Below are 14,775 nucleotides of genomic sequence, written 5' to 3' on the forward strand. Positions count from 1 at the left end.
ATTTACAGGTCAAAAGAAAAGCGCCGACTGAAAATTGCAGTGAATGGAAGATGCTTGCGGGCAAAGTTTTTTGCGACTGCAAGCAGATTAAAAATGTTGAGTTTGATGGCCTGGCCACCTAATACCGCAAGCGGAAGTAACGCATGGGAGGAGAGGCAAAAGTGTTGGTAAACGGACTGGTGGCAGTGGGGATGTTGGTGTAGGGCCCAATCACACTCGTGGCGGATTGCAGGGTAAAAGTGCCGGTCCAAGTAAGCACCAGGTTTGTTCGATTGTGAGCGTAAATGAGCGTTGGAGCTGGAGCGACATCCACACGAGCCCACCAGGTTCCCCAGGCATTCGCAGGACTGGCGGCGTATTCCTGAAGAGTCCACATGGTAATATCGTTTAGAGGATCGACGCAGGTGGCACTGTAATCGCCCCAGCGATTAATCCGGGAAGGATCCGAGGAATCATAAACGACATAAGTGGCCAGGCCCGTTTTATAAATCACATCGCCGCGAACGGTGTTGGCTGTGTCGGTGGAGTATCTCACGGAATAGCCGGCACTCGGGTGTTGACTGGTGGCGAAGCGGGAGTAACCAATGAGGAGATCGTTGTGCGAATTGACCGCCAAAGTCGGATAGGCATAATAATTTGTGTTCCCAGTGTCCTGGATGCGGCCAAACTGTTGAACGGTACCGTTGGTGGAAACCTGCCACCATTGGGCGGCAGAGCGCGTGGGCGCGGCGATTGGCAGGAAGGCATTTTGAGCGAGCCAAAGAGAACCGTTGCGAAAAGCACAGGACAGGATGCGCGAGTCGCCAGCGTCAATCCGCATAGCGCCAAGTTGGGGAAGAAAATTCGTGCCAACAGAAAAGCCCCAGCGATTGGTAGTGGTTGGGAGGCTGGTCCCAAGCGTGAGTTTTTCAGAACCAATATTGCCGGTAATCGTGCTGATGCGCAGTTCACCCAGTGTATTGTTATAATCCTCAATCATGTATTCGGTGGCCAGACTGGCATCAAAGGTGACGGCCGGGATGATGGAGAAACCGAGGCCGCTGGAATCAGTAAACAGTTTATGTGACTGAGCTCCATGAGCGTAGAGGTTGGTTTTGTTAAACACATAAATGTTCGCAGCGACATAGCCTTCTGTTATGAGGTCAAACATGTTCGCCGTTAACACAATCCAATTTTTGTTAAAGCCCAGATTCGGATAATCCGCCCAACTGGCATGGGTGGTGTCTCCCTGGATTTCATACAGAAACCAATTTCCAGTGGGGTCACTGTTTTGCGAAACGCCGACCAGAAGACTGGAAGAGGCCGTGTCGCCATTGGCCCCTGCGGAGGTGATCCAACGGCTGTTATAGGGATCGTAGAAGATGTGGGGATCAAAGGCGTCCGGCGACGTGCCCAGGGGAGACCAGAAGTTGTTCAAGGTGACCGTGCGAACAGTTCCACCATTGCGGTCCTGGATGCGAAATTCGCTGTTGAGAACAGTCGCCACGTGATTGGGGCCAACAGCACCATCCGTATCCGGAGGGAAAACTGTGTTGTTGTCCACCAAGCCCAAAAAATTGGTCGTAGGGCTGGGAGAAGGTGTCACCGGCGCAAGCGGTTGGCCAGGTTTGGTCCCAGTCGATGTCGCCTCCGCAGTGCCGACGGCATTCGTATCGACTGAATTGGTGGCAGGTGATACGACACGCTTGTTCGGGCTGAGTTTGTGACGCGGAATTTTTTTATTTGGTTTCGCCAGGTTCTTGTTAAGGGACTGCTGCCTGGCTAATTCCGAAAAATTCATCACGGCCTGGCTTTTCGTGACGCCAGGCTTCCCTTCGATCTCCTGTTGAGCATGAGCTCCAGGGCAGAAAAGCATGACAACTGCGAAAATGAAGGAGTTGCGCCATACCGCGCGCCAGAAGTCATTGACACTTATGTTCATTAGCTTCGAGTAAAAATCAGGGGCAGTTTACCATCCATTCAACACAGGGCAAAACATCATTTAAGGAATTCCCACCTACTCCCCGCCTGACTTGGTAACACAAAGATGAGGTGAATATCAAGCACTTACATTTGCGACATGCCGTCTTAATTGTTCAAGGAACCACCATATATGGCTCCATTTTTGATTCCAATAAGGCAATCAACTCCGGGTCCATAAACTTGTAATCATCAGAGATATGGAGGCAGATGAGTTGTTTGCCGATGAGTGCTTCGGGAAATCGATCGCGCAGACGCTGTGCATGGCGCTTCTCCATGACAAAAATGAGATCCGCCCAGCCGATGTGACCTTCAGTGACACGAATCCTCGCGGACGCCTCCGTGCCAGCGGAACGGACAGCGTAGCCAGGAAAACCCTCGAAAGTTTTTTCAGCGGTCAGACTGCGCCAGCGGTTGCGGCTGCAGACGAAAAGAATTTTAACTGGTTCGTTCAGGCGGATGATTATCTTCGAAGACATTCGATTTGCCAATACCAAGGTGCTTTTGGAATCGACGGGTCACGAGTGAGAGATTCGCACGAACACGGGAGGGCGCACGATTCAGCTTGAACCAGAGGCAGCGAAGGGGAAAATGTGACCTTAATCATATGAAGTTACCTTTACTCGCACTCGCCATAGGTTTGATGGCAGGAACTGCAATCGGAGCGGACTCCCCTGCTCCGCCTCGAGGCGATCAACAGCGACAAGCAGCTTATCCTGAAATTCATGAGGACAGGACTGTGACCTTCCGTGTGCGGGCGCCCGGGGCCACGAATGTATCAGTTGCGGGTGAGTGGCGAGGCGGCGGAACACCGATGACGAATGACCAGGGGAATTGGAGTGCGACTATTGGCCCGCTGGCACCGGACCTCTACAGTTACAGCATCGTGGTGGATGGATTGCATGTGATCGATCCATCAAACAGCCAACTGAAGCCGATGCGGTTTCCGAACAGCAGTGTTTTGGACATACACGGCGAGACACCATGCCTGCATGATTTTCAATCAGTGCCGCATGGCACGGTGCGTTTGCATGAATATAACTCCAAGGCGTTGGGAAGGATTCGCTCGTTGCGGGTTTATACGCCGCCGGGATATGACAAGAACACGCACACGAAATATCCGGTGCTTTATTTGTTTCATGGCTCGGGAGACAATGAAGCGACGTGGACGGAGTTTGGGCACGCGCATTTGATCACGGATAATCTCCTGGCCCAAGGCAAAATCAAACCAATGATTATCGTAATGCCCGGAGGGCACGCGTACACAGGACAGTCAGCTGGAACAAACACTGAGGCGCGCATGAAGAACATCAACCTGTTCGAGCAGGACTTGTTGGGCGATGTGCTGCCAATGATCGAGGAGAATTATCGGGTGAAAAGCGGGGCGGAGAATCGGGCGATCATTGGATTGTCGATGGGCGGTTCGCAGTCGCTGAGCATTGGATTGAAGCATCCTGAATTGTTTGCCTGGGTGGGCGGGATGAGTTCGGGGATACGGAATCCGATGGAACAGTTTGAGGGTTTATTCAAGGACCCGAAGGATACCAACAAGAAGTTGAAGTTGCTTTGGTTTGCGTGCGGGAGGTCGGACCAGTTGCTGGAGAGCAATCAGCAGTTTGATAAGTTGCTAACGGAGCATGGGATCAAACATCAGTTTCAGGAAGTGGAAGGAGCGCATCAGTGGCGGGTGTGGCGTAATAATCTGGCGGAATTTGAGCCAATGATTTTCAGGCGATAAACGGGGATGAGAGGCGAATTTCGGATCTGGACACGAGGCAGTTGCTTACCAACACATTGGCCGATATGAGAGTATGATGATTATTCCTCGGCCACATACCGCGACTCAAATCCGGTTTGAACCCAAATGAAACTGGTAAAAAAAAAGTGGTTGGCTTAGCCTAATAATGACTGACACTTTCCGTCGGTTTCTGACCACCACAGATTTGCAATCGGCAAGTCCTTGGCAAGCGGAAGCAGACCAGCATGGATTATAAAGATGAGAGGCAAACCACAACGGGCTCAACCCAACGCCGGCAGAGACGAGGCGGTTGAGAATTTTTTGTTTTTATTCATTAAAGAAAATCAGGAACTGTCGTCAAAAAGAGGGAATTTTCCCCAGCCGACCCGGCAGTTTCATGCTACGGAGCCATCAGGACGTTTCCTGGTAGAAATTCAAACCCAAGATTTTCACCACGATGCTAGAATTCCCTGAAAGTATCACCCGCGTATTAGAGAGCATTGCTGATTCATTTCTGGTGGTGGACGGAAATTGGCGGTTAACTTACATGAATCCGGCTGCCCGCCGCATCTTCACGGACCAGGGTTTAAAGGTGGAGGAACTTATCGGAAAGCACTTCTGGAACGAAGCCTTTCCCGAAACACGCGGCACCCTGATTGAGCAGGAATATCGGCGTTCCATGACTGAACGCGTTTCCGGGGAGTTCGATTACTATTTGAGGGCGTGGCAACGTTGGTTTGCGATTCGGGTTTATCCCGTCGAAGCAGGTGGCATCTCCATTTATTTTCACGACATCACCAAACGCAAGCTCACAGAGGAACGCGCGACATTTCTGGCCTCACTTTCCAAAAAATTGGCGTCGGTCACCGAGGAGGAGCAGATCATTAGAATCACCGTGGAGGCGGTGGGAAGACACCTCAATGCCGACCGTTGCTATTTCGTGGAATGCCTTGAACACGAGAACCGGATTCTCATAGGCCACAATTGGCATCGATCCACATCTTCCAGCATCGAAGGAGCGATGAGCCTCTTCGACTTTGGCGGGATTGATTGGTGGCATCAATACTCACAGGGCGATTTTGCCGTGGAGGATGTGGAAACCGAACCACTCACCCGGGAAAAAGCAGCCAACTATGTCACCGTCGGCGTCCGCTCTTACGCCGTGCAGCCTTGCCGGCGCGAGGGAGAATGGACAGTCGTACTTGGGGTTACAGAATCGTTCCCACGGAAGTGGACAGCCGATGAGTTGAGTTTAATGGATGACGTCATAGCCCGCGTTTGGCCGCTCGTGGAGCGGGCGCGCGCTGATCAGGCGTTGCGCAAATCAGAAGCCCGCTTTCGCGCCATTGTCAGCCAGGCAACGACGGGGGTGGTGCAGGCGGACGCTGAGGGACAAATGACGCTGGTGAACCGGCGCTGGTGTGAAATGCTGGGATATACTGAGGCAGAACTACTGACGATGAACATCGCAGAAGTGACTGAAGGCGAGAGCCTGCGTGCGACGCTCTCAGCGGTACATCGACTGGCGGAAGGGGGACCTTCGTTTGACATGGAGAAGCGCTACAAGCGCAAGGATGGTTCGACGTTTTGGGCCAGCAGCAGTGTGAATGCAGTGCGCGGCCCGGCCGGCGAGTATCAGGGCCTGGTTGCCGTCGTGCTCGACATCAGTGAGAGAAAGCGGGCGGAAGAACGGGAACGTCGTGCCGCTACGGATGCGCTGGAAGCTGCGAAAGTCAATGCCAATTTCCGCACACTTTTCGAACAGGGAACCTATTTCGCCGGGGTCATGAGCCTTGACGGCACGGTCGTTGAAGCGAACCGCATCGCCCTCGTGGCCTGCGGTTTTAAAAAGGAGGAAGTCATCGGGAAAAAGTTTTGGGATTGTGGTTGGTGGAATCGTTCACCGGCCCTCATGGAAATGGTACGCAAGGCCAGTCAGCAAGCGGCGGAAGGGAACATATTTCGGCAGGAATCGCCTTACTTCGTGGCGGATGGCAGTCAACGGTTTGTAGATTTGAGCATCGCCCCCGCCAAGGACGATTCGGGACAGGTGGTGTTCCTGATTCCAACTGGCACTGATATCACCGAACGCAAGCGAGCGGAGGAAGCGTTGCGTGAAAGCGAAGAGCGTTATCGGACGCTTTTCGAATCAATGGACGAAGGTTTTTGCATTATTGAAGTTATTTTCGACGCCGGCCAAAGGCCCATGGATTATCGCTTTCTGGAGATCAATCCCGCGTTTGAAAAGCAAACCGGATTCAAAGACGCCAAAGGCAGACGGATGCGCGAAATGGCTCCAGAACACGAGCAGAACTGGTTTGAAACTTTTGGGAACGTCGCCTTGACGGGGCAACCCGCACGCTTCGAAAGCCAGGCCACCGCGCTGGGCCGATGGTTTGAGGTCCATGCATTCAGCGTGGAGATGCCGGAGAGGCACCGGGTCGGGGTTGTTTTCAGCGACATCACCGAGCGACGGCGGGTGGTGGAAGCGGTGCGCGAAGTCGGGGAGCGTTATCAAACGCTATTCAATTCCATCGACGAAGGTTTTTGCGTTATTGAAGTGCATTTTGATGATAGAAACCGAGCGCAGGATTATCGGTTTTTGGAAACCAATCCGGCTTTCGCGAAGCAAACCGGGATCAAGGCCGCCGAGGGTAGATGGATGCGCGAGATTGCCCCCGAGCACGAAGAGCATTGGTATGAAATTTACGGAAAGGTGTCTTCCTCGGGCGAATCAGTGCGATTCGAAAATCGGGCCGGGGCATTGAACCGCTGGTTCGATGTCTTTGCCTTCCGCATCGGTGAACCGGAACAGCGAAAAGTGGCAATTCTTTTCACAGATATCAGCGAACGCAAAAAAGCCGAAATTGCCTTGAAAGAAGCACAGATGGCCCTGGCGAGACAGAACGAGTTTTTAGATCAGACGGTGCAACAGCGGACGGCGAAGCTGCAGGAAACCATCATGGAGCTGGAGGCGTTTTCGTATAGCATTTCCCATGATATGCGCTCACCACTTCGAGCCATGCAGGGATATGCCGAAGCACTCCTGCAGGATTATCAGAGCAACCTGGATGACCAGGCAAAGCATTATCTGGAAAGAATTCATCGGTCAGCCGCACGGTTGGATCTGCTGGTGCGGGATGTGCTGGCTTACAGCAAAGTTGCCAAAGGAGACATGCAGATGAAAACCATCAATCTGGAACATTTGATTGGTGATATTGTCCAGAATTATCCCAACCTCCACTCGTCCAGGATTCAGGTGACCGCATCCCCATTCCCCCCGGTGATTGGACATGAAGGGCTGCTTACTCAAATTGTTTCCAATCTCCTGGGAAATGCGGTAAAATTTTCATATCCGGGACAGTTGCCGGAGGTGGCGATTTCAGCCGAAACGATGGGCCCTGACGTACGAATCTGGTTTGCTGACAAAGGGATTGGGATCGCTCCGGAGCATCACGAGCAGATATTCCACATTTTTGGCCGGGTCTATCCGGATAAGAAATATGAGGGAACCGGCATCGGACTGGCTATTGTGAGAAAAGCTGCCGAGCGCATGGGCGGCTCCGCTGGTGTGGTCTCCGAGTTGGGAAAGGGAAGTCAATTTTGGATAACGCTTAAAAGATCTGCATGACGACCAATGGAGCCGTCCTCCTCGTGGAGGATAACGAAGATGATGTGTTTTTGATGAAACGCGCGCTTAAGGGCGCGGGAGTCACCAATCCTTTGAGTGTGGTGGAAGATGGTCAGGGGGCAATCGATTACCTATCAGGCACCGGTAAATTCAGCGATCGCAAGCTCTATCCGATTCCGACCCTGATATTGCTCGATCTAAAGCTTCCGCTGGTGAGAGGGTTGGATGTCCTGGCGTGGATACGGAAGGAGCCAAAACGAAGCAGCATCATAGTAGTGGTGCTCACGTCATCGGATGAACCGTCGGATTTGGCGCAGGCCTACCGGCTGGGAGCAAACTCCTATCTGGTAAAACCGCCCACAGCTCCGCAACTGCTCGACATGGCGAAGGCATTCAAATGGTACTGGCTGGGGTTAAATAGAACTGAATCCCAGGATAGTTGAGAATTGAGCCGATCGAAAACTGTGCGGAAAGCAAACTTCAGCCTTTGAAAGGGGGCTTCGATCGAGGATTGCTTCACCTCACCTATATGAATGCTATTTGAGATGTTCTCATTGAGCACATGGATAGGTAAATTTTTTGAAACTTTGGCAAAGCGGCGGTGTATTAAAAATGGAGCCGTTTGGGTTTTCTGCTCCTTTTCATGGGTTGGGCCAGTCCTGAGTTGGACTGGCCTTTTTATTAATTCACATTCAGCTTGGCCTACTTATCCCTGTCAGGCGTTCTACAGGCTGACAGGAGAACACCTGAAGCCGTCAGCAATCGGGGCCAGGGTTGTGAGAAACTCATCGAATGGTTCCACTCTCCTACCCAAAAATATTATACCGCAAAATTGTCATGAGCGCCGTCACCCCATCTTTCCAACCAATCTTCTTCCCCTCTTCGTAGGTGCGCCCCTGATAACTAATGGGCACCTCGTAAATCCGCCAGCGTTTCTTCGCCACCTTGGAGGTGAATTCCGGTTCAAAACCGAACCGGTTTGATTTAAGCGTAATGCCGTTGAGCACCTCACGGCGGAAAACTTTGTAGCAGGTCTCCATGTCCGTCAGGTTGATGTTACTGAATATATTCGACACCGTGGTAAGAAACTTGTTGCCTGCATAGTGCCAAAAATAGAGGACACGATGCGGCCCGCCCAAAAATCGGGACCCAAAAACCACATCCGCATTTCCGTCCAAAATCGGTTGCAGCAAGGTCTGATACTCCGCCGGGTTATACTCCAAGTCCGCATCCTGGATGACAATGATATCTCCCGTCGCCGCCTTGAACCCGGTTCTCAGCGCTGCGCCCTTGCCCTGATTCCGTTCCTGATAGATCACCTTGATGTCGGGCAGCTTCGCCAGTTCGGCAAGTTGGTCGCGTGTCCCATCCGTTGAGCCGTCATCCACGATGATGATTTCCTTGTCGAACGGTGTCTTGCGCACGCGCGCCACAATTTCTTTAATGGTCCCGACTTCGTTAAAAATCGGAATGACAACGGATAATCTCATAGATAACAAATAGTTACTTCCAGCGCGGATTATGATCCGCAAACGCCACGCGCTCCTGTCCGGCCGACCTCGGGCCGATGACGGGCAGCGTCAGTTCGCTCAACCTCGGAAAATTCTGCACGTTCCGTGCCAAGATTACAGCCGTTTCATCCATGTAGACTGTTTTCCAGCCTGGACGAAAAGAAAGTGCCTGAGTACCAGCCAAGTTTCTCGGTAAAAGCGCCAGGTCCGCGTCGTCGGGATTGAAGACCCGGGTGTCATACGGCTCACTCTTGTAGAATTTCCATTGCGCGGCGATCTGCGCGCGCGAGTAACAGGTGTCCAGCCGGCCATCCAGCGACGGCGGGCATTCGGGCAGGTGGAAAATCACCATTTCACCCCAATCAAAGAAGACCAGCGACTTGCCGCGCAGTTCATGCTCGTGCATGAAGGCAACCGCCTCATTTGGATATTGCGAACCCGGGATCTCCATCGTCAGTGGATGACTTTTATGCAAGGTGAAGGTGCCAACCCCAATCCCGATGGTAGCGCAGACGAGAAGAACCGTGGCAATTTTTTGAAAACCTGGTTGACGCAGGAGAGAGCGCAAATTTTCAAGCTGCCCGGAAAACCGCGCCAGCACATCAGCGAGGTGCGGCGTGGTGAGTGCCAGTGCGACAAGGCTGAAGAGAGGTGCATTGCGCAATGCCCGCCATCCCAAAAAAGCAAAGGCCGCACACGCAGCCATCGCCCACCATGCGCGGGGACGGCGCGTGAAAATCCAAGAGAACAGTGTTAACGCCATCAAAATGAAAAACACGGCATGATCCCAACCAAACGGCGTTGGGTTCCATTCCGTGATTTCCGGCCGCAGCCAAAGAACGCTGCCAATAAGCCACCGGAGCAATTCCGCCTTCCACGGGTTGCAGAAGAGGGCGGCCGTAGCGCCAAACAACGCCAGCCAAAGCACTACCACGGTTTTAAGCGACACTGGCGGCACGAGGGCATCTGCGATGCCTGGCCGAATTTTGCGAGCCAAAAATTGGCAGGTGGTACTTCCTGCAGACAATCCCAGCAGGCCGAAGCCGGCCAATGCGCCACCGTGAGTATTGATCCAGACTCCAAAGAGCACCGGCATCCCCAAAGCCCAAAGATGCGCCCCGGCATGAATCCTGAGCAGCAACGCCAACTCCACCACCAGAAACAACGCAGTGAAAATTTGCGGGCGGGCGGCGAAGCCATATGAAATTTCCACCACGGCCAGCGCACCCATTGCCCAGGCGACGAAACGATCCGACCGCGACAGACCGGACATGCCGAGCCGCAAGCTGAGTCCAAACGCCAGTAAACCAACAGCGACCTTGAGCAGCAACACTCCGCTCCCGCCCAGCAGAGCATGTACGCCACCTAAAATAATTTCCGCAACGACCTCATGATTGACCCACGGTTTTCCCAGCGCGGTGTAGGAGTAAATGTCCGCCTTTGGAATGGACCGGCTATGCAGCATCTCCTGTCCATAAACGATGTGGCCCCATAAATCCGGGTCGGTTGTATTTTCCGAAAGCTGGTAGATGGCGAGCATGAGCACGAACGCGCAAAAGCAGATTCTCATGGCGCGGAGACGTGCGTTGCACCATTCTGCCGGGGCCGCAGGCGCGGAGGAATTCAGTTGATCAACAGGCAGATTGCCGGTACTCATGCGGGGTCATGTTTAATCAATCAGCTATTTAAAAACAACTTTATTAAATCCCCAAACCGGCGACGTAAACGATTCCTGTCTGCCGTTGACGCCGCGAGAACCTAGCTTCATTTCGACGATGAACTCCCCCTCAGACCACAAGACCCCCCGATGGCCCTGGTCTTCGTTGTGGTCGGGTTTGGGCCTTGTGGGGATTATCTTTGTTGTTGCGGCGGCCCTGACCTGGCGCAAATGGCCGGATGTGCTGATTGACTTTGGCATGCAGCTTTATTTGCCATGGAAAATTTCGACCGGCAGCGTGCTTTATCAGGATGTGAACTACCTGACGGGAGGTCCGTTGTCGCAATATTTTCACGCACTGCTGTTCAAGTGTTTCGGCGTTTCGCTACTGACGCTGGTCGTTTCCAATCTGGTGATTGCCGCGGGCCTGCTGGTTTTAATCTACCGCCGTTTCCTGGCTGCTTCGGACCGATGGACGGCAACGACCATTTGCCTGGGGATTGTGCTGGTGTTCGCGTTTGGCCGGTATAGCAACATTGGCAACTTCAACTACATCACTCCTTATTGCCACGAAGTATGGCACGGTCTGGCGCTTTCGATCGTGGCAATCGCGTTATTATCGAGTTGGGTGGCGAAGCAGCGCATTTCGTTTGCGATGGGCGCGGGATTGTGCGCCGGCCTCGTGTTCATGACCAAACCGGATGTATTTATCGCGCTGCTGACCGGGACGGGTGCAGCGTTCATTTTGTGCGGTCTGACCAGCAGGCGCGCTGACTTCGTCCTGAAATCGCTGGCGATATTCGTGCTTGGAGCAGTGTTGCCTCTGCTTGGGTTCCTGTTTTATTTCCACCGGACGGAAGGGTGGCGGGACAGTTTGCGTTCGGTTTCTTTTGCCTGGGTGCCATTGCTGGGAACCTCGGTTTCGCAAGGCCCTTTTTATCAATGGTGCCTGGGCCTGGACGCACCGGGATTAAACATTCGCGCAATGTTGATTCACTTCGCAGTCATTGGCGCGGCCATCGTTGTCACTGCTGTGTTAGCCCGGCGCAAGCTGGACGTTTCAGCGAACCGCATGCTCGTAGTGGGATGGATTGCACTGCTGTTAGCCTTGGCCAGCGGCTTTGATTGGGTGGATTGTGGACGGTCGCTGCCGTTGCTGGACGCCGCGTTGTGCCTCATCCTGTGCGTGAAATACCGGGAATTGTCGCCCGGAACGCGGCCAGTATTTCCGCTGCTGTGGGGTATTTTTGGGTTGGCGCTACTGACCAAGTTGGGCCTCTACAGCCGGATTTGGCATTATGGATTTGCGCTGGCAATGCCGGCATTTGCTGTTGCAATTTACCTGCTGCACTGGTTGTTGCCGCAGGTGTTGGAGAAATACGGGGTGAATCGCCGGGTTTTTCGAAGCGCGGTCTGGCTGGTGTTGATGGTTGGTTTCGTGCGGTTGTTCCTGCAGTCACAGTCTGCCTATCGCGACCAGACGGTCGCGGTGGGGCGAGGCGCAGACAGAATAATTGCTTCCAATGAGCAAGCCACCCCGGCGGGCGCGGCGATCCAATCCGCCCTCGTCTGGCTTGAAACGAACGCGCCGCCGGAGGCCACGTTGGCGGTGTTACCTGAAGGCATCATGGTCAACTACCTGGCCCGCCGGACCAATCCCGCGCGCTATTTTGTTTGGAACCCAAGCGAACTGGCGGCGTTCGGCCAGGACAAAATGACCACCGCCTTCCAAGCCGCCGCTCCTGATTACGTCATGCTGATTCACCGGGATGCAGGCGAGTACGGAGTGAATTACTTTGGCCGGGAAGAAAGATTCGGTTTGGGACTCATGCAGTGGATTCAAAAGAATTACGAACCAGTTTGCCTGATCGGCGCTGAACCGCTTCGCAACTCATCCTTCGGCATCAAGATTCTGAAACGAAATTCCGTCGCGAAATAAATGGGGAAGCAACCGAACTCTCTGTATTTTGGCGATTGCCTTGGAACGAACGGAATCCCCACCCGGTTTAATCTCACCCGTACTTTTGAATCCCATCTCATTTGCGATGCCCAGACAAAAGTTTCTCACTCCCATAAATTGAATGCGTCTGTCCTGATACTGCCTGCCAACAAGGTTGCCAGTTGAGCAATTCAACACTAAGCTGATTGCCCTGTCGGCGGTTGGAACAGAAGCCACCTCGCAAACGGCACAACGGCTGAAATAATTCAAACAAACAATGTCGACCCGGATACATTACTGCGTGACCGCGAAAACCCTGTCCCGCGCATAACAAAATGACCCGATGGATCAAAAAATTCGAGCAGTACCCCAAGCCACTCATCATGGCTGTCAGCCTGCTGCTGGTGGCCATCATTGGTCTGGTGGATTGGATGACCGGCTTTGAGATTTCATTTTTTGTATTCTACCTGATCCCAGTGGCCCTGGCGGTTTGGTTTGTGGGTGATATTTTTGGAATTGTAGTCTCGGTGCTCAGCGTGGCGGTCTGGGTGGCAGGCGACATGACCGCGGGTGCCCGATATTCACGCCCATTTGTTCCGGTCTGGAACGCCATGATCGCCGTCGCATTTCTAATTGTGGTGGTTGGCATTCTCACCAGTCTGCGCAGATTGCATAGGGAATTGGAGAACCGCGTGCGCCAGCGGACTGTTGCCCTGACCAACGAAATGCAGGAACGCACCCGCCTGGAGAAGGAACTCCTTGGAATCAGCGAGCGCGAGCAACGCCGGATCGGTCACGATCTGCATGACAGCTTATGCCAGCATTTAACCGGCACGGCCCTTGCGGGACAGGTTCTGGGCGGGCGGCTTGCAGAAAAGTCATTGCCCGAGGCAGCAACCGCAAATCATTTGGTCGAGTTGGTTGAAGAGGCGATTGAACTTACCCGTACCTTGGCCCGCGGGCTTCATCCCACAGAGTTGGAGGGTGCAGGATTCCTGAACGGTTTTCAGGAATTGGCTGCCACCATTTCCGAGCGATTCAAGATAAGTTGCAAGTTTGAGAATTCCCGGGCCTTGGAGATTCACGCCCCGGAAGGTGCCATTCATTTATATCGTATTGCCCAGGAGGCCATCACCAATGCCATCAAGCACGGCAAAGCCAGGGAGATAATCATTCGCCTGGACATGTGTGATAATGTAATCACTTTGGAAATCGTGGATAATGGCATCGGTCTGCCTGAAAACGCCCGCAGCAGCGGTCAGGGAATGGGGTTGCGTATCATGGCCTATCGGGCGAGCATAATTGGAGCCTCTTTTAATATTGAACGACTCCCTACGAAGGGCACACGCGTTATCTGCATCCTGCCTGCCACCAGCAACCTTTCCTCAGACACCCATGGCACAAAAGCGCAAAGTTCTATTGGTTGACGATCATCCTTTGGTACGGGAGTGGCTCGCCAACCTGATCAATCAACAAATTGACATGTTGGTTTGCGGAGAGGCAGCCAATGCGCCCACGGCATTGGAATTGCTAGGGCAGACCAAACCGGACATAGCCATTGTGGATATCTCGCTGGAGGGTGGTTCAGGAATTGAGTTGATAAAAAACATCAAAGCCCTGTACTCCGGCGTAATAGTGATAGTGCTGTCGATGCACGACGAAATGCTTTACGCGGAACGGGCTCTGCGCGCGGGGGCGCGTGGTTATATCATGAAGCGCGAAGCCACCAAAAAAGTGCTTCAGGCCATTCGTTGCGTGTTGGAGGGAAAGCTTTACGTCAGCGAGAAGGTCAATGAAATGATGACCGAGAAATTTGTGGTTGGGCGGTCGCCTGCCACTGACTCTCCGATCGCACAGCTCAGTGACCGCGAGTTGGAAGTGTTTCAGTTGCTGGGGCGAGGACTTAGCACCCGCCAGATTGCCGACGATCTGCACATCAGTTTTAAAACCGTTCAGGCCTTTTGCGCCCGTATCAAGGAAAAGCTTAAACTGGCCAATGCCACCGAACTTCTGCGCGAAGCCATCCGGTGGCATGACAGCCAGCGGACGGAATAATCCGGTCATCAGCTGTACGATTCCGCCCTACAAAAAGTTTAGGCCGCGCTCCACAGACATCTCCCCACGGATAAATTATCTTCCGGGGCAGTGAAACGGATTAATGCGATTTCAGTATTAACAAAGTTGCTGCCCTGGCGAAGCCTGTTTAGGGCGCCTCGACTGTTTTTTAAAGAGGCAGCCACTTTAGAAATCGCGGTCATAGCCTTCTGGAAGAGGATGGATTTACAAGGATTTGGGTGCTGGGGACTCCCTGCTTGGACTAGTCGTTACTTCTGCTCGAAC

General features: G+C 53.2%; 10 protein-coding genes. 6 read left to right on the forward strand and 4 right to left on the reverse strand.

Features of this window, described 5'->3' with window-relative positions; translation table 11 throughout:
- Positions 1-118: 118 nt before the first annotated feature.
- On the reverse strand, positions 119-1,921 hold the full coding sequence (locus CFLAV_RS04705) for a hypothetical protein (protein WP_007413491.1): 1,803 nt from the start codon (positions 1,919-1,921) through the stop codon (positions 119-121).
- A gap of 154 nt (positions 1,922-2,075) precedes the next feature.
- Complete coding sequence (locus tag CFLAV_RS04710; RefSeq protein ID WP_007413492.1) at positions 2,076-2,438, reverse strand: low molecular weight protein tyrosine phosphatase family protein; 363 nt, start codon at positions 2,436-2,438, stop codon at positions 2,076-2,078.
- Between the two features lie 128 nt (positions 2,439-2,566).
- Here CFLAV_RS04710 and CFLAV_RS04715 point away from each other — a divergent pair, with 128 nt between their 5' ends.
- The 3 genes from CFLAV_RS04715 to CFLAV_RS04730 all read left to right on the forward strand — a co-directional run bounded on the left by CFLAV_RS04715 (position 2,567) and on the right by CFLAV_RS04730 (position 7,771).
- Positions 2,567-3,697: an esterase gene (locus CFLAV_RS04715; RefSeq protein WP_007413493.1), complete on the forward strand. Its 1,131-nt coding sequence runs from the start codon at positions 2,567-2,569 to the stop codon at positions 3,695-3,697.
- Positions 3,698-4,154: 457 nt separating this feature from the next.
- Positions 4,155-7,328 carry a PAS domain S-box protein gene (locus tag CFLAV_RS04725; protein ID WP_007413494.1) on the forward strand — a complete coding sequence of 1,058 codons (3,174 nt, stop codon included), beginning with the start codon at positions 4,155-4,157 and terminating at the stop codon, positions 7,326-7,328.
- Positions 7,325-7,771: a response regulator gene (locus CFLAV_RS04730; RefSeq protein WP_007413495.1), complete on the forward strand. Its 447-nt coding sequence runs from the start codon at positions 7,325-7,327 to the stop codon at positions 7,769-7,771. The genes CFLAV_RS04725 and CFLAV_RS04730 overlap by 4 nt, the downstream gene beginning before the upstream one ends.
- A 363-nt stretch (positions 7,772-8,134) precedes the next feature.
- On the opposite strand, the gene CFLAV_RS04735 is transcribed toward CFLAV_RS04730, so the two are convergent.
- Both CFLAV_RS04735 and CFLAV_RS04740 read right to left on the reverse strand, forming a co-directional pair.
- Positions 8,135-8,818 carry a glycosyltransferase family 2 protein gene (locus tag CFLAV_RS04735; protein ID WP_007413497.1) on the reverse strand — a complete coding sequence of 228 codons (684 nt, stop codon included), beginning with the start codon at positions 8,816-8,818 and terminating at the stop codon, positions 8,135-8,137.
- A gap of 13 nt (positions 8,819-8,831) precedes the next feature.
- Entirely contained in the window at positions 8,832-10,496 is a 1,665-nt protein-coding gene (locus tag CFLAV_RS04740; protein ID WP_007413498.1) for a hypothetical protein, read from the reverse strand.
- Between the two features lie 118 nt (positions 10,497-10,614).
- Here CFLAV_RS04740 and CFLAV_RS04745 point away from each other — a divergent pair, with 118 nt between their 5' ends.
- From CFLAV_RS04745 to CFLAV_RS04760, 3 genes are all read left to right on the forward strand, one after another.
- A complete protein-coding gene (locus CFLAV_RS04745) occupies positions 10,615-12,435 on the forward strand; it encodes a hypothetical protein (RefSeq protein WP_007413499.1) in 1,821 nt (606 codons plus the stop codon).
- Between the two features lie 335 nt (positions 12,436-12,770).
- Positions 12,771-13,862, forward strand: a complete 1,092-nt coding sequence (locus CFLAV_RS31840; protein ID WP_007413501.1) for a sensor histidine kinase — start codon at positions 12,771-12,773, stop codon at positions 13,860-13,862.
- The gene (locus CFLAV_RS04760; RefSeq protein ID WP_007413502.1) at positions 13,831-14,490 is read left to right on the forward strand and encodes a response regulator transcription factor; all 660 of its coding nucleotides are present in this window, start codon (positions 13,831-13,833) and stop codon (positions 14,488-14,490) included. The genes CFLAV_RS31840 and CFLAV_RS04760 overlap by 32 nt, the downstream gene beginning before the upstream one ends.
- Positions 14,491-14,775: the final 285 nt, after the last annotated feature.

Origin of the sequence: Pedosphaera parvula Ellin514, from assembly GCF_000172555.1 — a bacterium.
GTDB lineage: Bacteria > Verrucomicrobiota > Verrucomicrobiia > Limisphaerales > Pedosphaeraceae > Pedosphaera.

Bases quoted from the DNA above. Each gene is read 5' to 3' on its own strand.
- CFLAV_RS04705 (WP_007413491.1), bottom strand. From the start codon at position 1,921: ATGAACATAAGTGTCAATGACTTCTGGCGCGCGGTATGGCGCAACTCC.
- CFLAV_RS31840 (WP_007413501.1), top strand. From the start codon at position 12,771: ATGACCCGATGGATCAAAAAATTCGAGCAGTACCCCAAGCCACTCATC.
- CFLAV_RS04745 (WP_007413499.1), top strand. From the start codon at position 10,615: ATGAACTCCCCCTCAGACCACAAGACCCCCCGATGGCCCTGGTCTTCG.
- CFLAV_RS04715 (WP_007413493.1), top strand. From the start codon at position 2,567: ATGAAGTTACCTTTACTCGCACTCGCCATAGGTTTGATGGCAGGAACT.
- CFLAV_RS04735 (WP_007413497.1), bottom strand. From the start codon at position 8,818: ATGAGATTATCCGTTGTCATTCCGATTTTTAACGAAGTCGGGACCATT.
- CFLAV_RS04740 (WP_007413498.1), bottom strand. From the start codon at position 10,496: ATGAGTACCGGCAATCTGCCTGTTGATCAACTGAATTCCTCCGCGCCT.
- CFLAV_RS04725 (WP_007413494.1), top strand. From the start codon at position 4,155: ATGCTAGAATTCCCTGAAAGTATCACCCGCGTATTAGAGAGCATTGCT.
- CFLAV_RS04730 (WP_007413495.1), top strand. From the start codon at position 7,325: ATGACGACCAATGGAGCCGTCCTCCTCGTGGAGGATAACGAAGATGAT.
- CFLAV_RS04710 (WP_007413492.1), bottom strand. From the start codon at position 2,438: ATGTCTTCGAAGATAATCATCCGCCTGAACGAACCAGTTAAAATTCTT.
- CFLAV_RS04760 (WP_007413502.1), top strand. From the start codon at position 13,831: ATGGCACAAAAGCGCAAAGTTCTATTGGTTGACGATCATCCTTTGGTA.